The following is a 23626-nucleotide window of genomic DNA, read 5'->3' as shown; positions in this document are numbered from 1 at the left end:
GGGGGGTCCTTTCGTCGATGCACACCATACACACCGCCCGATAGCGTGTCGCTGAGAGCCACCCGTCACGGCGGTGGGCCGGCTCGCGCCGACGCGTGGAAGGGCATCCCCGCGAAGGTCGACGACAGCGTCACGGTCGCGATGAGCTCCACGAGGTCGCACGACGACACGGTGACGCCGTTCGCTTCGGCGACCTCCGCGGCTCGCTCGCAGGGCACCCCGGTCGCCGCGCCCGAGGCGGCATCGGCGGCGGCGAGGGCCGCGGCGTCGGCGGCCCCGGCGAGTCGCTGGGCGGCGCCGGACGCTATGCCGACGACGGCGAGCGCTCCGATGAGGGTCGTTGCGGCACCGATCGCGCCGACCGTGGCTGCGGTGCCTGGCATCAGAGTCCGCCCGCCAGCGCGCAGCCTTCCGCCCGCAGGGTGATCGGCAGCGGCGCGGCGTCGATCGCAGCGCGTACGCAGACGAGATCGCCCCGCGCCGTGATCTCGACCGAGGCGCCGGGGACCGCCGAGGTGACGGCGCCGGCCGCCCGCCCGGGATCCTCCTCGCGGGCTGCCAGACGCGCCGCGTCGGCGACGGCATCCTGCAGGCGCACCTGCCGGGAGCCGGCGCTCAACGCGCCGACCCCCAGCGCGATCACCAGAACCAGGGCCGGCAGCGCGACGGCGAACTCGGCGGCGACGGCCCCGCGGTCGTCGGTCGGGAACCCGCCGCCGAGAACGCCGCGCCTCATTCGACCGTGAGGGCGCGGCGGACCAGGTCGGTGAGGATGCCGCGCACCTCGTCGGATCTCATGATGACCACCAGGAGTCCCGCGAAGGCGACGGCTGCCATGGTGGCGATCGCGTACTCGGCGGTCGCAGCCCCGCTGTCGTCAGCGAACAGACGTCGGGCTCGGGCAGTGGTGAGGGTCGGAAAGGACATCGGATACTCCATCTCTTGCGGTGGTTTCTTCGGGGCACGCTTGTCGGGTCAGGGCGGGGCGGATGGGAGATCGAGCGGCACGGCCCCGAGCACGCCGAGCATCATCGGGGCGACACCGAGCAGCAGGAACGCCGGCAGCGTGCACACCCCGAGCGGTACGAGAAGGCGCGAGGCGAGGTGGGCGGCGCGCAGGCGTCCGTCGACGCGGGCGCGATGTCGCGCGAGAGCCGCCGATGCGCGCAGCATCTCGACCGCGGGTACGCCCGCCCGACGGGAGAGTTCGAGTGCCGGCTCGGCGACGTCGCGCTCCTCGGCGCTTTCCGTGAGTGCCGAGGCCGAGGCGACGAGTGCCTGCGCGCGTGCGATCGACACCCCTCCGCTCAAGGCGATGGCGAACAGCTCCGCCCCCATGCCGGGGATGTGGGATGCGCCGCCGGCCTTACGCACGAGGACCGCGTTCCACCGGTGCGCCGCCAGGGTGAGCAGCAGACCGCCCACGAGACACACGGCGCCCAGGGGCGAGCGGGTGAGGGCGGCGAACGTGTCGAATCCGAAGGCCGCGGCCAGCACGACGCCGACCGCGGGAAGCCATCCCATCAGCCTCGCCGTCGCGCGAGGCTCCGCCAGGGCGACGCGCACGTCGTCGGCCGCCTCCTCGGCGTCGCGGAGGGCGACGGACAATCCGCGCAGGCTCGCGGCCAGCGGTGCTCCGACCGTCGTCGCGACGCGCCACGCGGCCGCCACATCACCCCATGCCGCCGCGCGCTCCGACGCCCCGGGGTCTCGGCGCCGATGCGGCGGTCCGGCCGCCGACGAGGCGATCGCCGTGGCCAGATCGCCTCCGTCGGAGACGGCGGCCATGACGCGGACCGCCGCGATGTCGCCGGCGGCCGCGAGCATCTCCCACGAGCGGGCGGGACCCACACCGGCCTGCAGCATGACCGCGAGCCGCAGCACCGTCCCCGCCGGATCGGCCCGGTCGGGCTGGACGCGACGGCGCATCAGGCGGGCGGCCACGTCAGTTCCTCCACGCGAAGACGACCCGACTCCTCGAGGGTCGGCCGGCCGACGGCCGCGATGCGCCGGGCGCCGTCGCCGGATCGGGCGACGTGGATCACGAGATGGACCGCGCTGACGGTCTGTCGAGCGAGAGTGCGATCGTCCCAGCCGGCGAGCGCGCCGAGGGCCTCGAGTCGGGCGGCGACCTCGGCGATGCCGTTCGCGTGCACCGTGCCCGCGCCGCCGTCGTGGCCGGTGTTCAGCGCCCCCAGCAGATCCCGCAGTTCCGCACCGCGCACCTCGCCGACCGCGAGACGATCCGGGCGCATGCGCAGCGCCTCGCGCACGAGCCGCGCAAGGTCGATCGCCCCGGCACCCTCGAGATTCGCCTGCCGCGCCTCCAGGCGCACGTGATGCGGATGCCCCACTCTCAGCTCGGCAACGTCCTCGACCGTGACGATGCGCTCCGTGTGCGCGGCCGCCGACAGCAGCGCGGCGAGCAGCGTCGTCTTGCCCGCACCCGCAGCCCCGGTGACGAGGATGTTCCGGCGCTCGCCCACGATCTTCTCCAGCCAGGCGCGAACGGGCGCGTCGAACATGCCCGAGCGCTCGAGCTCGTCGAGCCCCGGACGAGCCACGCGCGGGATCCGGATCGAGATCTCGGTTCCGGCGAGGGCGATGGGCGGAAGCACCGCATGAACCCGGATGCCCTCGGCGAGCCGCACGTCGATGCACGGGTGGGCGTCATCGATGTGCCGGTCCCCCGCTCCGATCAGCGCGATCGCGAGATTGCGCACCTCTTCCTCGGTCAGGCGCCAGCCCGGTTCGGGGCGCGCGCCGCCGCCACGGTCGACGTGCAGGCCGCGCGCGGCACTGACGAAGAGGTCGGTCACACTCGGGTCCTCGAGCACACGGTCGAACGGGCGCATCACCTCGGGCGAGGTCGCCTCGGCGCGCACGACCGGAGGCGTCGCCGCGACGGCGACAGAGGCACCCGGAGTCTCCACCGAAACAGGGCGCGGCTCGCCTCGACGAGCGACGACGAAAGGAGCGGCCATGCCCCGACGGTAGAGAGACCCTGAGCAGCGGAACGGCTCCGGCGACGCTGCGGTGGATGCCCGAGCGCGGGTAGCGGGATGTGGAGGAGGAGTCCCGGAAAGAGAGAAGGCGGCATCCCATGGGGGGAATGGGATGCCGCCGTGTGCGACCGCCCGGAGTTGGGGGGTGTCGGGGGTCGCGATGCCAGAATCGATGTTCGGCCGAGACGAGTGTACGTGGCCCGGCGGGGCGGAAAGTGCCTTCTGAGCGCTTTCCTTCCGATATATCGGTGATGTTCTCGATATCTCCTGCGCGCGTTCTCGATACCTCCTCTCGGGGGTGGTCCGACGCGCCCCCGCTGGCTAGATTTGCTGCGACTCGGACGGCCGCATGCGCCGCCCGCACCGATGCGAAGGAGCCCCGATGAGCAGTCAGATCGACCACCTGCTGAGCGAGGATCGGCGATTCTCCCCCTCCCCCGCGTTCGCCGCCGCAGCCGTCGGCGACGCCGAGCTCTACGCGAGGGCGGAGGCCGACCGGCCGGCGTTCTGGGCCGAGCAGGCCCGCGACCTGCTCCACTGGCACACGCCGTTCACCACGACCCTCGACTGGTCGAATCCGCCGTTCGCGGAGTGGTTCGCCGACGGTGAGCTCAACGTCGCCTACAACTGCCTCGACCGCCACGTCGAAGCCGGCCACGGCGACCGGGTCGCCCTGCTCTGGGAGGGCGAGCCCGGCGATGAACGACGCGTGACCTACGCGGAGCTCACCGACGAGGTCAAGCGCGTCGCGAACGTGCTCACCGATCTCGGCGTCGGCCGGGGAGACCGCGTCGCGATCTATCTGCCGATGATCCCCGAGGCGATCGCCGCGATGCTCGCCGTCGCGCGCGTCGGCGCCATCCACTCGGTCGTCTTCGGCGGCTTCTCCGCCGACAGTCTGTGCGCACGCATCGACGATGCCGGCGCGAAGCTCGTGATCACCGCCGACGGCGGGTATCGCAAGGGAAAGGTGTCGGCCTTGAAACCTGCGGTCGACGCCGCCCTCGCCGACCGCAACGGCAGCGGTCCGCAAGAGACGGTCGAGCACGTGCTGGTGGTGCGCCGCGGCGGCAACGACGTCGAATGGAACGCCGAGCGCGACCTCTGGTGGCACGACGTCGTCCCCGCGGCCTCGGCCGACCATGAAGCGGAGGCCTTCCCCGCCGAGACGCCGCTGTTCATCCTCTACACCTCCGGCACCACCGGGAAGCCCAAGGGGATCCTGCACACATCGGGGGGCTACCTCACCCAGGCGGCCTTCACCAACCGGGTCGTGCACGACATCCATCCCGACACCGACGTCTACTGGTGCACCGCCGACATCGGATGGATCACCGGTCACTCGTACGTCACCTACGGCCCGCTCGCCAACGGCGCCACCCAGGTGCTGTACGAGGGCACGCCGGACACGCCGCATCCGGGGCGCTGGTGGGAGCTCGTCGAGAAGTACAGCGTCACGGTGCTCTACACCGCACCGACCGCCATCCGCTCGTTCATGAAGATCGGCCGCACCGTGCCGCAGTCGTTCGACCTGTCGAGTCTGCGTCTGCTCGGGTCGGTCGGTGAACCCATCAACCCCGAGGCGTGGATGTGGTACCGCGAGATCATCGGGTCGGGCCGCGCACCGATCGTGGACACCTGGTGGCAGACCGAGACGGGCGCGATCATGATCTCGGCCCTTCCCGGGGTCACCGAGGCCAAACCGGGATCGGCGCAGGTGCCCCTCCCGGGGATCGCGGTCGACGTCGTCGACGAGAGCGGTGAGCACGTGGGGAACGGCAACGGCGGCCTGCTCGTGGTCACCGAGCCGTGGCCGAGCATGCTGCGCGGCATCTGGGGCGATCCCGACAGGTTCGTCGAGACGTACTGGTCGAAGTTCGCCGATCGCGGGTTCTACTTCGCCGGCGACGGCGCGCGGCTCGACGACGACGGCGACGTCTGGCTGCTCGGCCGTGTCGACGACGTCATGAACGTCTCCGGGCATCGGCTGTCGACCGCGGAGATCGAGTCGGCTCTCGTCGCGCACGAAGCGACCGCCGAAGCCGCCGTCGTCGGGGCGTCGGATGAGACCACCGGGCAGGCGGTGGTGGCGTTCGTCATCCTCAAGCAGAGCTTCCTCGACGCCCACTCGGCCGAGGGTCTCGCCGAGACGCTGCGCCGCTGGGTCGGCGAGCAGATCGGTCCGATCGCCCGTCCGCGCGACATCTACATCGTGGCCGAGCTTCCGAAGACCCGGTCGGGCAAGATCATGAGGCGGCTGCTGCGCGACGTCGCCGAGGGACGCGAGGTCGGCGACACCACGACCCTCGCCGACACGATGGTGATGTCCACGATCCAGGCGAAGATCACGTCATAGCGACACCCGCGCGCTCCGCCCGGCAGACTGGGCCGATGAGCTCTCTCGACGCGTTGCGCGCCCGCGTCGCGGAGCATCCCTCCAACGCCTGGGCGCGCGAGCGCGGATGGGACCCGCTGATCGTCGGCACCGAGCGGGCGCGCGTGCTCATCCTCAGCCAGGCGCCGGGGCGACTCGCCCAGGCGTCCGGCATCGCCTTCGACGACCCCAGCGGACGCCTCCTGCGCAGCTGGATGGGAGTGACCGACGAGGAATTCTGGAACCCCGACCTCGTCGCGGTGCTGCCGATGGACGCCTACTTCCCGGGCAAGGGGACCAGCGGCGACAAGCCGCCGCGCCGAGACTTCGCCGACCGCTGGCACCCGATGTTCCTCGAGCGGTTCGCCGACGTGCGCCTGCGCATCGTCATCGGCGGCTACGCGCAGCGCCGCTATCTCGGGTCATCGGATGTGACCGCCAACGTGCGCGCAGCCGAGACGTTCCTGCCGATGTACCCCATCGTGCATCCATCGCCCCTCGCGCGCGGCTGGCGCACGCGGAACCCGTGGTTCGTCGAGGAGAAGGTGCCGCAGCTGCGCCGCCTCGTGCGTGACGCCATCGGCCGGGGATGACGGCTTCGTCAGGCGAGGGTGAAGACGACCTCGACCTCGACGGGGCTGTCCAGCGGCAGAACCGGCACGCCGACGGCCGACCGGGCGTGCCGGCCGGACTCGCCGAAGATCTCCCCCAGCACGTCGCTCGCGCCGTTGATGACGCCGGGCTGGCCGGTGAAGTCGGGAACGGACGAGACGAAGCCGACGACCTTGAGCACGCCGCTCAGCCGGTCGACGCCTCCTGCCGCAGCCGCGGCTGCCGCGACGGCGTTCAACGCGCACTGGCGGGCGTAGCCCTGGGCATCGGCGGCGGCGACGAGGCCCTCGCCGTCACCGACCTTGCCGGTGGCGGGCAGTGCACCTCCGACGATGGGGAGCTGGCCCGCGGTGTAGACGAGGTCGCCGTGCACCTTCGCCGGCACGTATGCGGCGACGGGCGGCACCACCTGCGGCAGCTCGATCCCCAGGTCCGCGAGACGTTCCGAGACGCTCACGCCGCACCTCCGTCGAACTGGCGCGCGGCCTGCGCGGCCGCATCCAGCCCCGCCGTGTTCGCTGCGCCGTCGCCGCCGGAAGGACGCTTGAAGTAGCCGACCAAACCACCCTCGGGACCGGGAACGACCTGCACGAGCTCCCAGCCCTGCTTGCCCCAGTTGTTCAAGATGGCGGCGGTGTTGTGAATCAGCAGGGGCGTGGTCATGTACTCCCACGTCGTCATCGAGGCTCCTCGGGGGTTCGGTGCGTTTGGCGGATCGGCGCCGGTCGTCAAGGGGTTCCCCAGCTACCTCCCCTACGATCAAGCCTATGCCTCAGAAGAATCGGACGGCTAGCGGTGCGCTCGGGGGGATCCTGGGACTCGTAGGCCTGAGCGCGGTCGCCGGTGTTCTCATCACCGCCACGGTCACGCCCGCCATCGCCGTGACCGGTGCCGCGGCGTCGAGCGCCATCACGATGTTCGACAAGCTGCCGAGCGTGCTGGAGATCGAGAAGCTCATGCTTCCCTCCACCATCTACTACACGAACTCCGACGGGGAGGACGTCGAGCTGACGCAGTTCTACGACCAGAACCGCGAGCCGGTGACGTACGACGAGGTCGCCCCGGTCATGTACGACGCGATCCTCTCCAGCGAAGACCCGCGCTACTACCAGCACGGCGGCGTCGACCTCATCGGCACCACGCGCGCTCTTCTCAGCAATGCGCAGGGCGGCGAGACGCAGGGTGGCTCCTCGATCAGCCAGCAGTACGTCAAGAACATCCTCATCCAGCAGTGCGAGAGCAACGCCGAGGGCGAGACGGCCGAAGAAGAGGCCGCCGCCAAGCTCGCCTGCTGGACCGAGGCGACCACCGCAGCCGGCGTCGAGGGCTACCAGCGCAAGCTGCAGGAGATGCGCTACGCCATCGCGCTGGAGCAGAAGTACTCGAAGAACGACATCCTGCTCGGCTATCTGAACATCGCCAACTTCGGCGGCACCAACTACGGCATCGAGGCCGCCGCGCGGTACTACTTCAATGTCAGTTCGTCCGATCTCAGCGTCGCCCAGGCCGCGACGCTCGCGGGCATCGTTCAGAACCCGAACACGTACCGCATCGACCAGCCCGGCGGCTCGACCACCAACAGCGAGGGCACCCCGCTGAACACCGCGCCCGACGGCGAGGTCAACGAGGGCGACGGCACCATCACGGCGCTCGACACCCTCCTGGCCGACGGCACGATCACCGAAGAGGAGTACCTCGCGGCCGCCGACGGCTACACCCTCACCAAGGGACGTCAGCTCTACGTGCTCAGCCGCATGCTCGACGACGGCAAGATCACGCAGGAGCAGTACGTCGAAGCGGCCAAGTCTCCCATCGAGCCGAACATCACCGTGCCGTCCTCCGGCTGTGCCGAGGCCGGCGGGTCGGCGTTCTTCTGCAAGTACGTGCAGGACGTCATCGCCAAGGATCCCGCCTTCGGCGAGACGCAGGATGAGCGCGACGCCGCCCTGCGCCGCGGTGGCCTGAACATCTACACCACGCTCGACATCGACCTGCAGCTCGCCGCCGAGCAGACCATGAACGAGACCGTGCCGCAGTCGATCGACGGCATGCAGCTCGGATCGACCACCGTGAGCATCGAGGCCGAGACCGGCCGCATCCTCTCGATCGCGCAGAACAAGACGTTCAGCGAGCGGGCCGACGACGTCGGCGACCCGACGAAGACGTCACTCGTCTACGCCGGTGACTCGACCTTTGGCTCGTCCAACGGATTCTCTGCGGGTTCTACGTACAAGCTGTTCACCCTGATCGATTGGCTCGAGAACGGGAACTCTCTCAACGAAGTTCTCAACGGGCGGGTGCACAAGGTCACTCGTCTACAGAACAGTTGTGTCGAAGGCGGGTGGTGGATCGACAACGGCGCGGAGGCGATCAACAACTTCGCACGGGATCCAGGCCGCGTAGGAACTCCCATGCAGTTCACCGCCGCGTCCCTCAACTCCGGCTTCCTCGCCATGGCCGAGCAACTCGACCTGTGCGACATTCAGGCGGACGCGACGAAGATGGGCGTCGTCAACGCGAAGACGGGCCAGCCGGCCGAGTCCGACAAGATGGGCGCCTTCTCCGTCCTCGGTGATCTCAACGTGTCGCCGATCTCGGTCGCCGGCGCATATGCGACGGTCGCCAACGGTGGTGTCTATTGCGAGCCGCAGGCAATCGATCGGGTGACCGATTCCGATGGCAATGAGCTCCCCGTCCCGGAGCGGTCGTGCGAGCGGGTGCTGGACGAATCGGTTGCAGCGACCGCTGCCTACGCTCTTCAGGGCGTGATGAACGGCGGTACGGGCGCGCAGGGAAACCCGTACGACGGCATTCCCGTGATCGGCAAGACCGGAACGCACGAAACCTCGCAGACGTGGCTCGTCGAGTCGAGCACGAAGGTCGCGACCGCCGCATGGGTCGGCAACATCGAGGGATTCCAAGACGTCTTCGACTACGGCGTCGCGTACTACCGCTACGCCCTGGGCAAGGGCGTGCAGGCGGCGGCGAACGCGAAGTACGGCGGTGGCGAGTTCCCCGCTCCCGACCAGAACCTGCTGCGCACGGTCTACACCGATCTGCCGAACGTCGTGGGCATGTCGGTCGATCAGGCGACGGCGACCCTCCAACAGGCTGGATTCAGCGTGACCGTCGGTGACGAGGTCGACTCGAGCGAAGCCGCAGGCACCATCGCCGAGCAGAGCCCCGGCGCGGGCCGCGTGGCCGGTGGCACGAACGTCACGATCCGCCCGTCCAACGGTCAGGGCGTGACGGTTCCGGACGTGTCGGGTCAGTCGCTGCAGGATGCGGTCAGCTCGCTGCGTTCCGCGGGCTTCGGCAGCGTCCAGCCGGGCAGCTGCGAGGCGACCGGAAACGGTGACGACGATGACGATGACAACGGCGGGGGCAACGGGAATGGCGACGGAAACGGCACCACCCAGGTGACCGGCACCAGCCCCGGAGCCGGCGAGCTCGTCAACCGCAGCGACACCATTTCGGTGAACTACCGCGCCGAGTCCTGCTAGTGGCGCGACGCGCCGGCCAGACCGCCCTCACCGCCCTCGCGGCAGTGGGGGCGGTCGGCGCGGGAGCCGCGGTCTGGGGCGTCGGCATCGAGCGGTACCTGTTCACCGTCCGCCGCCACACGCTCGCCGTACTCCCCGCCGGAAGCCGCGCACTGAAAGTACTGCACGTCTCCGACGCCCACATGGCGCCGTGGCAGCATCGCAAGCAGCAGTGGATGGCGACCCTCGCCGACCTGGAGCCCGATCTCGTCGTCAACACGGGCGACAACCTCGGCCACGCCGAGGGCCTTGTCGGCATCCGTCGCGCCTTCGATTCGCTGCGCGGCATCCCGGGTGTGTTCGTGCACGGATCGAACGACGTCAGCGCGCCCTCGCCGCGCAACCCGTTCCGATACTTCCTCGGTCCCAGCCGCACGAAGCACCGCGAGGTGGCGTTGGACACCGACGCCCTCGACTCCTACCTGCGCGACGAGCTCGGGTGGATGGATCTCAACAACGCCGCCGTCAGCCTCGCCGTCGGCGGACTGCGCCTCGACGCCTTCGGCGTCAGCGACGCCCACCGCGGCTGGGAGCGGCTGGATGCGCTGCCGGGGGCGCTCGAGACCCTCGGCGACCGGTCGGAGGCGGCCCTCACCCTCGGTGTCACGCACGCCCCGTACCGACACGTGCTGGACGCGCTCGTCGATCTCGGCGCAGGCACCCTGTGGGCCGGTCACACGCACGGCGGCCAGGTGCGCATCCCCGGCTCGGCGTCGGCGCTCGTGGCCAACTGCGACATCCCGCTCGATCAGGCACGCGGCCTCAGCAGCTGGGCACGCGCCGGCCGCGACGTGCCCCTCAACGTCAGCGCGGGCATCGGCCACTCGATCTTCGCGCCGGTGCGGTTCGGATGCCGCCCCGAGGCGTCGCTGATCACCCTCACCGCACGCGCCTGACCCACTTCCCCTCCACAGCACGCCGTCGGCAGTTCCTCGTCCACAGGCGCGGAGATCACCGCCGATCCGGGGCGGGCGCACCCGCACGATCGGAGCATGAAGCGTGCCCTCCTCCTTGTCGGGATCCTGATCGCCGTCGTCTCCGGCGGCTTCGTCATCGCGTCGTGGCTGGCGCCCTCCACATCGCAGGCGGCCGAAGCGGGGGCCGGCTTCGGCACGTGGGCGCCCACGTCGCAGTACGGCTGGCACGGCTCCATGCGCGTGGGCGACGTCGACACCTACTGCATCCGGCCCGGCCTCGCCGCCCCCACCGGTTCCACGACCGATCACGGGGTGCGCAGCGACGCCGCCGGGCTCAGCGCGAAACAGCTCACCGCCATCAACCACCTCGTGACCACCTACGGTCAGACCGACGATCCGGTGCAGGCGGCGAGTGTCGGATGGGCGGTGAAGGCCATCGCGGACTGGGACGAGACGCTCCACGCATTCGGCTACCGCGGGGACACTCTCGCCGGAGCAGTGAACTGGACCTTCTCGGCCCTCGCGCCGGAGCACAACAAGCGCGTGCAGGAACTCGCGACCTCGTACTACGCCGAGGCCACCGCGCTCTCGGCGGGTGCCGCCAAGGGATCCGGCCGCCTCGTGTTCACCACCGACCCCGATGACGTGCTCCTCGGCACGGTCACCGCACAGGTGGACGGCGCCGGTGGGACCGGCCGTATCGATCTGACCGGCGCCGAGTTCACGTCCGGCGGGACGACACTCGAGAAGGCCCGCGCGGGCGAGACGTATGAGATCCGCGTCGTCCCACCCGCCGATGGCGGAAGCGTCACGGTGAGCGGCGTCGGCGCCTTCCCGGCGGCCCCGCTGGCCGCGGTGCGCTACTTCACCACCCCGGGCGGCCAGGACACGGCCGGGCCCGCGGGAGCATCCCCGATCGAGATCGAGGGAGCCGATGAGCGTCCGCGGGACATCGAGTTCGCGCCGACGATCACGACGCAGGTCGCCGAGCGCTATGTCGCAGACGGCGTCTTCGTCGACGAAGTGACGTTCTCGACCGTGACGGGAATCTGGCCGCGGGACGACGACGGCGCCTACCTGCCGGTGAGCGCGTCGGCGGACCTGTACCGCAGCGATGCCGAGCCGAACCCGGGCGATCCCGCTCCCGGCGATCCGGTCGCCACCCTCGCTCTGACGACGGACCCGTCCGGCGGACCGACGATCACCTATCGCGTCGAGGGATCCGACCTCCTCACGGCGCCGGGCTTCTACACCGCGGTCTGGCGCATCCGGGCAGAGGACCAATCCGACCCCGTGCGCGAACGTCTGGCGGAGGACTACGTGTGGCAGGAGGAGTACGGGGTGCGCAGTCAGACCGTGATGGTGCCGGCGGTGTCCTCTCTGGCGGAGTCCGACCTCACGGTCGGCGAAACCATGAGCGACGATGTGTTCGTGGCGGCGCCGGTCCCCCGTGACGGGCTCTCGGTGAGCACGGCGGTCTACCGCGCCGTCGACGGCGTCGCCGCCGAGCACACCTGCACCGAAGAGAATCTCGTGTGGGCGTCGGACCCCGAGCACGTCCTCGAGCCGGGCACGAGCACCTTCACCGCACCGGTCGTTCCCGACTTCGGCACGTACTACTGGCAGGAGACCGCTGTCGACGCCGAGGGTGAGCTCGTTCACCTCGGTCGCTGCGGCATCGCCGAGGAGACCGGGACGGCTGTCCCGCCGACCGTCGTCACACGCGCGCAGCCCACCGCCGGCTTCGGTGCCGCGATCGTCGACACGGCGACGGTGACCGGCCCCGTTCCCACCTCGGGCGCAGCCTCCCTCGTCTTCCGTCTCTACCTCGTCCGCGACGGCGTGGAGCCGGCGGAGGCCTGCACCGACGACGCCCTCGTCGCTGTCACCGAGCCCATCGCCGTCGCCGCCGAGGGCGACCACACCTCGCCCGCGGTTTCGACGGACGCATCGGGCACGTACTACTGGGTCGAGGAACTGCGGTGGCAGCCGGACGGAGGCGAGGAGCGCGTGCTCTCGACGGGGGCGTGCGGAATCGAGGAGGAGACCACCGTGGTCGAGCGTCCTGGCGTCACCACCCGCGCCACACCGCGCGCGGCGACCGGTGAGGAGTTCACCGACGTGGCCACCGTGACCGGTCTCGACGCCGCGGCCGACGCCGAGCTGCTCTTCTTCGCCTACCGGCACGCCACCGGCGACACGCCGGACTGCACCGACCTGCTCGCCGAGACCAGCGCCGTACCGGTCTCGGGCAGCGGCGAATACACCTCACCCGCGGTCGTGTCGGAGACCTCCGGCACGGTGCAGTGGATCGCACAGCTGCAGTACCGGCCGACGTCGTCCGACGGGGAGCCGGTCGTGCTGCACCGCGGCGAATGCGGCGAAGCGGGCGAAGCGACCATCGTCGACGACCTCGCCGCGACCGGGGCCGATGCGGCCGTCGCGGGTGCGCCGGTTCAGGTGTGGGCCGCAGCGGGGATCGGCCTCGTCTCCCTCGGTCTCGCCGCCCTCGGGCTGCGAGCGCGACGCTCCTGATCCCGCGCCGTCGGTGCCGTCCCGATTGGGAGCACGGCACGAAGCAGGGTAGACTCGTCGGGTTGCCACCGGGGTGTGGCGCAGCTTGGTAGCGCGCTTCGTTCGGGACGAAGAGGCCGCAGGTTCAAATCCTGTCACCCCGACCGCAGAGAGGCTCCACCTTCGGGTGGGGCCTTTCCTGTAGGGGCGTGCGCGGCATGCCTCGAGTGCGGTGAACATCGACGATGTGGAGAATCGTGCCCGACAGCATCCGACTGGTCGCCTTCGACCTCGACGACACCCTCGCCCCCTCGAAGAGCGCCATCGACCCGCGCATCGGCGACCTGCTGATCGCGCTCGCCGAACGCGTCGAGGTCGCCGTGATCTCCGGCGGACAGCTCACGCAGTTCCGCCGTCAGGTCGTCGAACGCCTGCCGGAGGCCGACCCGCAGACGCTCGAGCACCTGCACCTGCTGCCCACCTGCGGCACCCAGTACTACCGCCTCCGCGACGGCGACGTGCAGACCGTGTACGCACACAGCCTGACCGACGACGAGAAGACCCGCGCCCTCGCCGCCGTCGAGGAGGAGGCTCGCCGCCTGGGTCTCTGGGAGAGCGAGACCTGGGGGCCCATCCTCGAAGACCGCGGCTCGCAGATCACCTTCTCCGCGCTCGGGCAGACGGCGCCGCTCGAGGCCAAGAAGGCTTGGGATCCCACCGACGAGAAGAAGAACGCGCTGCGTCAGGCCGTCGCCGACCGCATCCCCGACCTCGAGGTGCGCTCGGGCGGCTCGACCTCGGTGGACATCACCCACCGCGGGATCGACAAGGCGTACGGGATGCGCCGGCTCTCGGAGCAGACCGGCATCAGTCTGGACGACATGCTCTTCATCGGCGACCGCCTCGACCCCGACGGGAACGACTACCCGGTGCTCGCGATGGGCGTGGCCTGCCAGGCGGTGGAAGGGTGGGAGGACACCGCCGAGGTTCTCGACGCTCTCATCCCCACCCTTCCCTCGCGCTGACAGACGGCCCACCGGGCCCGCCAAGGGCCGCCGCGCCTGTTCGCAACTCCGCAAGAATCGTGCCGCGGAGCGCCGAACTCCCCGGCCGGCCCATCGCCGGGCGCCGTCTTGAGGAGTTACGAACGGGCGGGCGGGGTCAAGCCTTCGCGCCGGTTTTCGACGCCGTCGACCGCGTGCGGGGTGCGGTGCGGGCTCCCGGAGCGGCGATCGGGGTCATGCGCTGCAGCTGCGTGACATGACGCGGCTCGAGTTCCTCCAGCGACGAGACGCCGAGGAGGGCCATGGTGCGCGTGAGTTCGGTGCGCAGGATGTCGATCGTCTTGTCGACGCCGGCGCGCCCGCCGGCCATCAGGCCGTAGAGGTACGCGCGGCCGATGAGGGTGAACTTCGCCCCCAGCGCGATCGATGCGACGATGTCCGCGCCGTTCATGATGCCCGTGTCGACCATGATCGTGGCGTCCTTGCCGACCTCGCGCACCACCTGCGGGAGCAGGTGGAACGGGACGGGCGCGCGGTCCAGCTGACGGCCGCCGTGATTGGAGAGCACGATGCCGTCGACCCCGAGATCGATGAGCTTCTTGGAGTCCGCGACGTTCTGCACGCCCTTGATGACGATCTTCCCCGGCCACATCTGCCGGATGATCTCGAGATCCTCGTAGCTGATGGTCGGATCCATCGCGGCGTTGAGCAGTTCGCCGACCGTTCCTCCCGTCGTCGACAGCGACGCGAACTCCAGCTTGGGGGTGGTGAGGAAGTCGATCCACCACCACGGGCGCGGGATGGCGTTGAGGATCGTGCCGACCGTCAGCTGCGGGGGGATCGAGAATCCGTTGCGCTTGTCTCGCAGTCGCGCGCCGGCGATGGGCGTGTCGACCGTGAACATGAGCGTGTCGAAGCCTGCTTCGGCGGCTCGGCGCACGAGGCCGTACGAGATGTCGCGGTCGCGCATGACGTAGAGCTGGAACCAGTTGCGCCCGGTGGGGTTGGCGGCCTTGACGTCTTCGATCGAGGTCGTGCCGAGCGTCGACAGCGTGAACGGGATGCCGGCGGCTCCGGCAGCACCCGCCCCGGCCGTCTCGCCCTCCGTCTGCATGAGACGCGTGAAGCCGGTCGGCGCGATGCCGAACGGCAGCGCGCTCGGTCCCCCGAGCACCTCGGTCGAGGTGTCGACGTGCTCGGCGGGGCGCAGCACGTCAGGATGGAACTCGATGTCCTCGAACGCCTGACGCGCTCGCGCCAGCGACAGCTCCCCCTCGGCGGCACCGTCGGTGTAGTCGTAAGCGGCCTTCGGCGTGCGCCTCTTGGCGATGCGCTGCAGGTCGTAGATCGTGAGGGCACCCTCGAGACGACGCCGGGTGGGATTCAGCTCGGGCTTCTTGAACTGCATGAGTTCGAGGAGCTCGGCGGGCTTGGGCAGCTGACGCTGGACCATGGTTTCCTTTTCCTTCTGCGATGGACGATCAGCGGGACAGCCCCGCGTGGGCGTAGTAGCCGGAGATGTGCTCGTTGACGAGACGGCGGGCGCGAGCGGGGTCGCCGTCGTCGACGGCCGCGAGGATCTCGGCGTGCTCGTCGCGCAGGCGCGCCGCCGTCGCATCCCAGTCGTCGATGTTGTCGGCGCCCCGGCGAACGTAGGACTCGATGGATGTGCGGAGCCCGGCCATCATCGCGGAGATCACGACGTTGCCCGATGCCTCGGCCAGGCTCAGGTGCAGCTGCGCGTCGAGCGCGAGGAACTCCCCCGGCGTCAGATCGGTCGCCGCCATCGCCGCCATCACGCGGCGGGACTCCCGGATGCTCCGATCCGGGTCCCGCGCGAGCGTGTCGACGACGGCTTCCTCGAGCGCGAGCCGCGTGCGCACGACGTCGTGGAGGGGAAAGCCCTGCGCGGCGACCTGCAGCCGCAGGAGGGCCTGCATGCCGCCCGTCGGGGCGGCGACGATGATCGCACCCGAGGCCGGGCCCGATCCGGTGCCGGTGCGGATGAGTCCCATGACCTCGAGCACGCGAAGCGCCTCGCGCACGCTCGAGCGGCCGACGCCGAGGCTCCCGGCGAGCTCCCGCTCGGCGGGGAGCCGGTCCCCCGGCCCGAGGCGCCCTTCGAGCAGATCGTTCTCGATCTTCTCGAGCACGATCTGCCACGCACGCGACGGTGCAGGCGTCGACGGTTCCGCCATGAAACGTTTTCCTTCCGTGGTCTGACCATCGTACACACTGTGGTCAGACCACGGAAGCCGTCTGCCGAGGCGGCGCGGTGACTACTCGGCGGTCGCGTATCCCTGCGGGTTCTGCGACTGCCAGGTCCAGTAGTCGCGCGACGCCTCGTCGATGCCGAAGCGGGCCTTCCACCCGAGCTCGCGCTCCGCTTTCGCCGGGTCGCAGTAGGTCGCCGCGACGTCACCGGGGCGGCGGTCCAGGATCTGCGTGGGGAGCTTGCGCCCGACGGCCTTCTCGAAGGAGGAGATCAGCTCGAGCACGCTCACCGGCCGACCCGTGCCGAGGTTGTACACCGCGTATCCCGGTGCGGCCTTCTCGAGCGCGGAGACGTGCCCGTCGGCGAGGTCGACGACGTGGATGTAGTCGCGGAGTCCCGTTCCGTCGGGGGTGTCGTAGTCATCGCCGAAGACGCCGATGCGCTCGAGTGCTCCGATGGCGACACGCGAGACGTACGGCATGAGGTTGTTCGGGATGCCGGTGGGGTCCTCGCCGATCAGACCGCTCGTGTGCGCGCCCACCGGGTTGAAGTAGCGCAGCACCGTGACATTGACGTCGGGGTTCACGCGCGCGACATCCGCCAGCACGACCTCGTTCATGCGCTTGGACTTGCTGTAGGCGTTCGAGAGGTCGACGCTCGTGGTCGACTCCTCGGTGAACGGCAGGTCGGCGGGGTCGGAGTAGACGGTTCCGGTGCTCGAGAAGACGAAGGAGCGGATGCCGTGTGCGAGGCCGACGCGCAGCAGCGCGAAGGTGGTGTCGAGGTTGTTGGCGTAGTACTCCAGCGGCTTCTGGGTCGACTCCCCGACCGCCTTGAAGGCGGCGAAGTGGATGATGGCGTCGATCGGGCCGTGGTCGGCGAACGCGCTCTCGACGACCTCGTCGTCGGCGGCGTTCCCGACCACGAGCGGGGCGCTCTTGCCGGTGATCCGCTCGACGCGCTGCGCCGCGACGGCGCTCGTGCCCGACAGGTCGTCGAGCAGCACGACCTCGTGTCCGGCGTCGAGCAGGGAGACGGCGGTGTGCGCGCCGATGTAGCCGGCCCCGCCGGCAAGGAGTACTCGCATGCCTCCAGACTAGCCAGCACCGCCCCGGCGGGCGATCAGCGCCCGTCCAGCCGTCCGCCCGACTCACCCAGGTAGCACTCCGCGCACATCGACTCGTAGGTCACGCGGTCCGCCGTCAGCTCGTCGATCGCGACCTGGTCGCCGTCGAAGACGAACCTCCCGCCCACCAGGCGCGCGTTGAAGAGCGCCTTCCGTCCGCAGCGGCAGATGGTCTTCAGCTCCTCGAGACTGTGCGCCAGCTCCATGAGGCGTCTCGAGCCGGGGAACGCCTCGGTGCGGAAATCGGTGCGGATGCCGTAGGCGAGAACCGGGATGCGGTCGAGGACGACGATCCGCAGCAGGTCGTCGACCTGAGCCGGGGTGAGGAATTGCGCCTCGTCGAGCAGCAGGCACGCCACGTCGGCGCGCCGCGGTGGGTCTTCATCGGGGAGCAGACTCCCCCGCGCCTCCGCCTGAACGCGCGCGCGATGCTCGGCGAACAGAGCGCGCAGGTCCTCATCGGGACGGATCAGGAAGTCGACCGGACGCGTGACACCGAGACGGCTCGAGACGCGATCGGCGTCTTTGGTGTCGATGGCGGGCTTGGCCAGCAGCACGCGCTGACCGCGCTCCTCGTAGTTGTACGCCGCCTGAAGCAGGGCGGTGGACTTGCCGGAGTTCATCGCCCCGTAGCGGAAGTAGAGCTTCGCCACAACTCGCCCTCCTACCGGCGTCCGACCGTGCCCGTCGCGGCGGACATGCCCGCTGCGCGGATCATCGCTGGATCGCGAGGACCCGGGCGGTCGTCTCCAGCACCGCGTCCGCCGCCTCCGGGCGGGGATTCAGAGTCTCGCCGTAGCTCGGGATGAGCTCTCGCAGCCGCGGCTCCCACTCCGACACGCGGTCGGGGAAACAGGTCTTCAGCAGCCCGAGCATGATGGACACCGCCGTCGACGCGCCGGGCGAGGCTCCCAGAAGACCGGCGATCGACCCGTCCGCACTCGTGACGACCTCCGTGCCGAACTGCAGCACGCCGAGCTTCTTTGGGTCCTTCTTCATCACCTGGGCGCGCTGACCGGCGTCGAGCAGCTCCCAGTCCTCGTCTTTGGCCGTGGGCATGAAGTCACGCAGGCTCGCCACCTTCTGCGCGTGATTCTTCAGCAGCTCGCTCACGAGGTACTTGATGAGGCCGGGGTTGTCGATCGCAACCTTGAGCATGGGCAGGATGTTGCCGGGGCGCACCTGCGCGAACAGATCGAACCAGCGTCCGTTCTTGAGGAACTTCGGGCTGAATGTCGCGAAGGGGCCGAACAGCAGCGAGGTCTCACCGTCCACGACGCGGGTGTCCAGGTGCGGGACGGACATGGGCGGCGCGCCGACGGAGGCCTGCGAGTACACCTTGGCCCGGTGGCGGGCGACGATCGCCGGATTCGACGTCTTCAGCCACTGACCGCCGATCGGGAACACGCCGTAGCCGGAGATCTCGGGAATGCGCGAGGACTGCAGCAGCTTGATCGCCCAGCCGCCCGCGCCGACGAAGACGAACTTCGCATCGCTCGTGCCGGGGGTGCGGCCGATGGTGTCCCGCCAATGGATGCGCCACGAGCCGTCGCCGCGACGCTTGACCTTGCGCACTTCGCGGTTGGTGATCACCTCGACACCCCGCTCGCGGAGCGCGGCGAACATCTGGCGCGTGAGCGCCCCGAAGTCGACGTCGGTTCCGGCGGGGACGCGCGTGGCCGCGAATGGCTCACCGGCGCGACGCTTGTCCATCAGCAGCGGCGCCCACTGATTGATGACGCGGGAGTCCTCGCTGTACTCGATTCCGGCGAACAGCGGCTGGTCCTTCAGCGCCTCGTAGCGCTTCTTGAGGTAGGCCACGTCCTTCTCGCCGCGCACGAAGGTCATGTGCGGCGTCGCGTTGATGAACGTCGAGGGGGCGTCGAGCACTCCGGCGTCGACGAGGGATGTCCAGAACTGCCGGCTCTGCTGGAACTGCTCGTTGATCGAGATGGCCTTGGCGGGGTCGACGGTGCCGTCCTTCGCCTCGGGCATGTAGTTCAGCTCGCACAGCGCAGCGTGACCCGTGCCGGCGTTGTTCCAGGCGTTCGAACTCTCCTCGGCGACATCGCTCAGCCGTTCGTAGACGACGATCTTCCAGTCGGGCTGCAGTTCGGAGATGAGCGTGCCCAGGGTGGCACTCATGATGCCACCACCGATCAGCACGACGTCGGCGGGTTCGGTCACCCGTCGATTCTAGGCGCGCGGGCGGAAAGCGCCGAACTCACGCCGTGACGCCGCGACGGGCCGCGACGACCTCGGCGATCTGCACCGCGTTCAGCGCGGCTCCCTTGCGCAGGTTGTCATTGCTGATGAACAGCACGAGACCGCGGCCTTCGGGGGCGGACTGGTCCTGCCGGATGCGGCCGACGAAGCTCGGGTCCTGACCGGCCGCCTGCAGCGGGGTCGGTACCTCTGCCAGACGCACCCCGGGGGCATCCGCCAGCACTTCGCGGGCGCGCTCGGGCGTGATGTCGCGGGCGAACTCCGCGTTGATCGACAGCGAATGGCCGGTGAAGACCGGCACGCGCACGCACGTTCCCGCGACGCGGAGGTCGGGGAGCTCGAGGATCTTGCGGCTCTCGTTGCGGAGCTTCTTCTCCTCGTCGGTCTCGTTCAGGCCGTCGTCGACGACGGATCCGGCGAGCGGGATGACGTCGAACGCGATCGGCGCGACGTACTTCTCCGGCTGCGGGAAATCCACGGCTGAACCGTCGTGCACGAGGCGGAGGGTGTCCCCCTGTGAGAGAACGCCTTCGACCTGACCGAGAAGCTCCTGTGCCCCCGCGAGACCCGATCCGGAAACGGCCTGGTAGGTGCTGACGATCAGGCGTTCCAGACCCGCCTCGGCGTGCAGGGCCTTCAGCACCGGCATGGCGGCCATCGTGGTGCAGTTCGGGTTCGCCACGATGCCCTTGACCGCTCCGTCGATCGCGTGCGGGTTGACCTCGCTGACGACCAGCGGCACCTCGGGGTCCATGCGCCACGCACTGGAGTTGTCGATCACGAGCGCACCGGCCTCGGCGAACCGCGGCGCGTGCGCACGGCTTCCGGCGGCTCCGGCGGAGAAGAGGGCGATGTCGACACCGGCGGGGTCCGCGGTCGCGATGTCTTCGACCACGATGCTCTGGCCGGCGAAGTCGATCGCCTGACCGGCAGAACGCGCGGTGGCGAACAGACGCAGCTCACGGATGGGGAACGCCCGCTCGGCGAGGATCTTGCGCATCACGGTTCCCACCTGGCCGGTGGCGCCGACGACGGCGACGGAGAGTCCGGAATCGGAGATACGGGTCATGACGGTTCCTCGGTTCGGGTCGAGCTCGGGGAGCGGGAGGGCCGGACGCACCGGCCGGAAGGGGTGGAAGAGCCGAGTTTAGCGGCCGGTGCCGGCGTAGACGGTCGCGTCGGCGTCGCCGTCGAGGCCGTATGCGGTGTGGACGACGCGTGCCGCATCCGCGAGATCGTCCCCGCGCAGCACGACCGAGATGCGGATCTCGGAGGTCGAGATCATCTCGATGTTGATACCCGCGGTGCTCAGTGCCTCGAAGAGGGTCGCCGAGACGCCCGAGTGCGTGCGCATCCCGGCGCCGACGACCGAGAGCTTTCCGATCTGATCGTCGTGCACCAGGCTCGCGAAGCCGATGTCGTCCTGCTCACCGGCGAGGGCCTTGATCGCCGTGGCGGCGTCGGGCTTGGGAAGGGTGAAGGAGATGTCGGTGCGACCGGTCGATGCGGCGGAGACGTTCTGCACGATCATGTCGACGTTCGCACCGGACTTCGCGACGATCTTGAAGATCTCCGCCGCCTTGCCGGGCACATCGGGCACGCCGATGACGGTGATCTTGGCTTGACCGAGGTCGGTGGCGACTCCGGCGACGATCGGCTCTTCCATGGTCTCTCCCTCTTCGCCGTCGGGAACGGTCATCCCCGGACCCAGAACGTAGGTTCCCACGCCCGAGCTGAACGTGGAGCGGGCGTGGATGAGCACGCCATGACGACGCGCGTACTCGACCGCGCGGATGTACAGCACCTTCGCGCCGTTGGCGGCGAGCTCCAGCATCTCCTCGGCGCCGACGACGGACAGCTTCCTGGCCTTGGGCACCACGCGAGGGTCGGCGGTGAAGATCCCGTCGACGTCGCTGTAGATCTCGCACATGTCGGCGTCGAGGGCCGCCGCCAGGGCCACTGCGGTCGTGTCCGAGCCACCGCGCCCGAGGGTCGTGATGTCGCGGGTGTCGCGGTTGAAACCCTGGAACCCGGCGACGATCACGATCGCCCCGTCATCGAGTGCCTCGCGCAGGCGGATCGGCGTGACGTCGACGATCCGCGCCGAGCCGTGGTCGGCCGTGGTGATCATGCCGGCCTGGCTGCCGGTGAAGGAGCGCGCCTCGAATCCCATCGAGTGGATGGCCATCGCCAGCAGCGCCATCGAGATGCGCTCGCCGCTGGAGAGCAGCATGTCCATCTCGCGCGGCGCCGGGATGGGCGCCACCTGCCCGGCGAGGTCGATGAGCTCGTCGGTGGTGTCTCCCATGGCGCTCACGGCGACGACGACGTCGTCGCCGGCACGACGGGCATCCACGATGCGCTTGGCGACTCGCTTGATGCTCTCCGCGTCGGCGACGGACGAACCGCCGTACTTCTGGACGATCAGCGCCACGTTGGATCTCCCGGGTTGCGCGGGCACGAAGAATGGTGCGGGCGAACGGTCGCCCGACCCACCATCTTACGGACGGGCCCATGCGCTCTTCGCCATGTGACGGATGCGCCGGTCACCCGCACGGCACGCACTGTTCGCGCACAGCATCCGAGATCTAGGATCGAGTCGGCCAACGCGGCCGATTCATCGACGCACCACACACCTCGCACCACCCGGAGGATGCACCCGCATGCCCCCTCGCCGCCGACGCCTGCTGCCGAGCCTTCGCGACCTCGTCAACAGCGACGTCCCCACCGACACCCTTACCGAAGCGCTCCCGGTGATCGACGACGCGCTCGCCGCTCAGATCGTCGAGCTCGCGATCCGCATGGGCGAGACGATGCTCGTCGCCGGCGCCCCGGCGAGCGAGGTGACGCTGACCATCGTGCGCGTCACCGGCACCTACGGGCTGGATCAGGTGCACGTCGACGTCACCTACAACTCGATCACCGCGACCTATCATCGCCCGGGAGCCGCGAGGCCGATCACCTCTATGCGGGTCGTCCGCGGGGCGGCACCCGACTACGAGCGGCTGCAGCGCGTGCAGGCCCTCGTGGCCGACATCCGGGCGGGGCTGGATCCGCAGACCGCCGCCGAGCGCTACCGGCGCATCCGGCGCACCGCCTTCCGATACCGCCCGCCCGCCGTCGTCGTCGCCCAGGGCATGCTGGCCGTCGGCGTGGCGGTCATGTTCGGTGCGCCGTGGATCGTCATCGTGCTGGCCTTCGTCGCCGCGATCCTCGCCGCGTTGACGCAGTACGCTCTCGCCAAGGCCCGTGTGCCGTACTTCTTCAGCCAGATCGCGGGCGCCTTCGTCCTCACCCTGACGGCAGCCTTCAGCCCGCTGCTCGCCATGACGCCGCTCCCCGGCGCGCAGGAGATCCGCCCGTCGGTGATCGTCGCCTCCGGCATCGTGCTCATGCTCGCGGGACTCACGGTCGTCGGGGCCGCCCAAGACGCCATCGACGGCTTCGCGCTCACGGCGATGGGCCGCATCCTCGAACTGATCACTCACACGCTCGGCGTGGTGCTGGGCATCTTGGCCGCTCTCGAGGTCGCGCGCGTGGTCGGTCAGGCGATGGAACCACCGAGCGAGGCGCTTCCCCTGGGACCTGTGCCCCTGCAGTTCCTCGGAGCCGCGCTGGTGGCCGTGGCCGTCGCCGTCTACAACGGCGCCGGGCGACGCATCATCGTCGTGAGCACGGGGCTGAGTCTCGTCGCCTGGCTGGGCTACCTGGCCGCCGACGCCGTCGGATTGGAGACGGCCGCTGCGAGCGGGTTCGGCGCCTTCGTCGGCAGCTTCGTCGGCGTCGTCGTGGCCTTCCGCCTGCACGTACCCTCGATCGCGATCACCACGGCCGCGATCCTTCCGATGGTGCCCGGTGCCGCGGTGTTCCGTGGCCTCCTCAGCATCGTCGAGGCCGGCGACGAGGGGGCCCTCATGATCGTGGGCTTCGAGACCCTCGTCGGCGCCGCGGTGGTCGGCGTCAGCCTGGCGGTCGGCGCCTCGCTCGGCATCTACGTCGGCCAGCCGGTGCGCGCCTCGCTCGGCTCGGTATCTCGAACTCGGGTGCGCCTTCGCCGCTGACCCGGGCGACGGCTGAACGCCGACGGTCAG

At 69.9% G+C, this 23626-nt stretch carries 21 protein-coding genes and 1 tRNA gene; 8 read left to right on the top strand and 14 right to left on the bottom strand.

What is annotated here, in order from left to right:
* Positions 1 to 65 precede the first annotated feature (65 nt).
* The 5 genes from B3S45_RS08835 to B3S45_RS08815 are packed head-to-tail and all read right to left on the bottom strand — an operon-like array spanning position 66 to position 2984.
* On the bottom strand, positions 66 to 383 hold the full coding sequence (locus B3S45_RS08835; protein ID WP_286719838.1) for an Rv3654c family TadE-like protein: 318 nt from the start codon (positions 381 to 383) through the stop codon (positions 66 to 68).
* The gene (locus B3S45_RS08830; RefSeq protein ID WP_194384794.1) at positions 383 to 736 is read right to left on the bottom strand and encodes a TadE family type IV pilus minor pilin; all 354 of its coding nucleotides are present in this window, start codon (positions 734 to 736) and stop codon (positions 383 to 385) included. Before B3S45_RS08830 ends, B3S45_RS08835 begins: the two co-directional genes overlap by 1 nt.
* Positions 733 to 927 carry a DUF4244 domain-containing protein gene (locus B3S45_RS08825; RefSeq protein ID WP_143003687.1) on the bottom strand — a complete coding sequence of 65 codons (195 nt, stop codon included), beginning with the start codon at positions 925 to 927 and terminating at the stop codon, positions 733 to 735. Before B3S45_RS08825 ends, B3S45_RS08830 begins: the two co-directional genes overlap by 4 nt.
* A 48-nt stretch (positions 928 to 975) precedes the next feature.
* Positions 976 to 1944, bottom strand: a complete 969-nt coding sequence (locus B3S45_RS08820; RefSeq protein WP_349675991.1) for a type II secretion system F family protein — start codon at positions 1942 to 1944, stop codon at positions 976 to 978.
* Positions 1929 to 2984, bottom strand: a complete 1056-nt coding sequence (locus tag B3S45_RS08815) for a TadA family conjugal transfer-associated ATPase (RefSeq protein ID WP_194384793.1) — start codon at positions 2982 to 2984, stop codon at positions 1929 to 1931. The genes B3S45_RS08820 and B3S45_RS08815 overlap by 16 nt, the downstream gene beginning before the upstream one ends.
* A 403-nt stretch (positions 2985 to 3387) precedes the next feature.
* On the opposite strand from B3S45_RS08815, the gene acs reads away from it, so the two are divergent.
* Together acs and B3S45_RS08805 are read left to right on the top strand one after the other, a co-directional pair.
* Positions 3388 to 5361: an acetate--CoA ligase gene (gene acs / locus B3S45_RS08810; RefSeq protein ID WP_286719835.1), complete on the top strand. Its 1974-nt coding sequence runs from the start codon at positions 3388 to 3390 to the stop codon at positions 5359 to 5361.
* Between the two features lie 35 nt (positions 5362 to 5396).
* Positions 5397 to 5972: a uracil-DNA glycosylase family protein gene (locus B3S45_RS08805; RefSeq protein ID WP_286719834.1), complete on the top strand. Its 576-nt coding sequence runs from the start codon at positions 5397 to 5399 to the stop codon at positions 5970 to 5972.
* A gap of 8 nt (positions 5973 to 5980) precedes the next feature.
* On the opposite strand, the gene B3S45_RS08800 is transcribed toward B3S45_RS08805, so the two are convergent.
* Positions 5981 to 6448: a RidA family protein gene (locus B3S45_RS08800; protein WP_071044420.1), complete on the bottom strand. Its 468-nt coding sequence runs from the start codon at positions 6446 to 6448 to the stop codon at positions 5981 to 5983.
* Entirely contained in the window at positions 6445 to 6672 is a 228-nt protein-coding gene (locus B3S45_RS08795; protein WP_071044419.1) for a DUF4177 domain-containing protein, read from the bottom strand. The genes B3S45_RS08800 and B3S45_RS08795 overlap by 4 nt, the downstream gene beginning before the upstream one ends.
* 86 nt (positions 6673 to 6758) lie before the next feature.
* Here B3S45_RS08795 and B3S45_RS08790 point away from each other — a divergent pair, with 86 nt between their 5' ends.
* The 5 genes from B3S45_RS08790 (at position 6759) to B3S45_RS08770 (ending at position 13989) form a co-directional block, all read left to right on the top strand.
* Entirely contained in the window at positions 6759 to 9494 is a 2736-nt protein-coding gene (locus tag B3S45_RS08790; protein WP_071044418.1) for a transglycosylase domain-containing protein, read from the top strand.
* Positions 9494 to 10429, top strand: coding sequence for a metallophosphoesterase (locus B3S45_RS08785; RefSeq protein WP_071044417.1), 936 nt, complete (start codon positions 9494 to 9496; stop codon positions 10427 to 10429). The genes B3S45_RS08790 and B3S45_RS08785 overlap by 1 nt, the downstream gene beginning before the upstream one ends.
* Before the next feature lie 96 nt (positions 10430 to 10525).
* A complete protein-coding gene (locus B3S45_RS08780; RefSeq protein WP_286719831.1) occupies positions 10526 to 12985 on the top strand; it encodes a hypothetical protein in 2460 nt (819 codons plus the stop codon).
* Positions 12986 to 13054: 69 nt separating this feature from the next.
* Positions 13055 to 13128, top strand: a tRNA-Pro gene (locus tag B3S45_RS08775).
* 81 nt (positions 13129 to 13209) lie between these two features.
* Positions 13210 to 13989, top strand: a complete 780-nt coding sequence (locus B3S45_RS08770; protein WP_286719829.1) for an HAD-IIB family hydrolase — start codon at positions 13210 to 13212, stop codon at positions 13987 to 13989.
* A gap of 136 nt (positions 13990 to 14125) precedes the next feature.
* Here B3S45_RS08770 and B3S45_RS08765 read toward each other — a convergent pair whose 3' ends face one another.
* The 7 genes from B3S45_RS08765 to B3S45_RS08735 all read right to left on the bottom strand — a co-directional run bounded on the left by B3S45_RS08765 (position 14126) and on the right by B3S45_RS08735 (position 21969).
* Positions 14126 to 15421: an alpha-hydroxy acid oxidase gene (locus tag B3S45_RS08765; RefSeq protein WP_286719828.1), complete on the bottom strand. Its 1296-nt coding sequence runs from the start codon at positions 15419 to 15421 to the stop codon at positions 14126 to 14128.
* A 28-nt stretch (positions 15422 to 15449) separates the two neighbouring features.
* Positions 15450 to 16166 carry a FadR/GntR family transcriptional regulator gene (locus B3S45_RS08760; protein ID WP_071044413.1) on the bottom strand — a complete coding sequence of 239 codons (717 nt, stop codon included), beginning with the start codon at positions 16164 to 16166 and terminating at the stop codon, positions 15450 to 15452.
* A gap of 81 nt (positions 16167 to 16247) precedes the next feature.
* On the bottom strand, positions 16248 to 17270 hold the full coding sequence (gene galE / locus B3S45_RS08755) for a UDP-glucose 4-epimerase GalE (RefSeq protein WP_071044412.1): 1023 nt from the start codon (positions 17268 to 17270) through the stop codon (positions 16248 to 16250).
* Positions 17271 to 17305: 35 nt separating this feature from the next.
* Positions 17306 to 17962: a thymidine kinase gene (locus B3S45_RS08750; RefSeq protein ID WP_286719824.1), complete on the bottom strand. Its 657-nt coding sequence runs from the start codon at positions 17960 to 17962 to the stop codon at positions 17306 to 17308.
* A gap of 61 nt (positions 17963 to 18023) precedes the next feature.
* Entirely contained in the window at positions 18024 to 19496 is a 1473-nt protein-coding gene (locus B3S45_RS08745; protein ID WP_071044410.1) for a malate:quinone oxidoreductase, read from the bottom strand.
* A 37-nt stretch (positions 19497 to 19533) separates the two neighbouring features.
* Entirely contained in the window at positions 19534 to 20604 is a 1071-nt protein-coding gene (locus tag B3S45_RS08740; protein ID WP_286719821.1) for an aspartate-semialdehyde dehydrogenase, read from the bottom strand.
* A gap of 78 nt (positions 20605 to 20682) precedes the next feature.
* Positions 20683 to 21969 (bottom strand): aspartate kinase, encoded by a 1287-nt coding sequence (locus B3S45_RS08735; protein WP_071044408.1) that lies wholly within the window; start codon positions 21967 to 21969, stop codon positions 20683 to 20685.
* A gap of 229 nt (positions 21970 to 22198) precedes the next feature.
* On the opposite strand from B3S45_RS08735, the gene B3S45_RS08730 reads away from it, so the two are divergent.
* On the top strand, positions 22199 to 23596 hold the full coding sequence (locus B3S45_RS08730) for a threonine/serine ThrE exporter family protein (RefSeq protein ID WP_071044407.1): 1398 nt from the start codon (positions 22199 to 22201) through the stop codon (positions 23594 to 23596).
* The last annotated feature ends 30 nt before the right edge of the window (positions 23597 to 23626 follow it).

Source organism: Microbacterium sp. UBA1612 (assembly GCF_002321605.1).
GTDB lineage: Bacteria > Actinomycetota > Actinomycetes > Actinomycetales > Microbacteriaceae > Microbacterium > Microbacterium luteum.
This window is presented reverse-complemented; position numbering and strand designations above follow the sequence as displayed.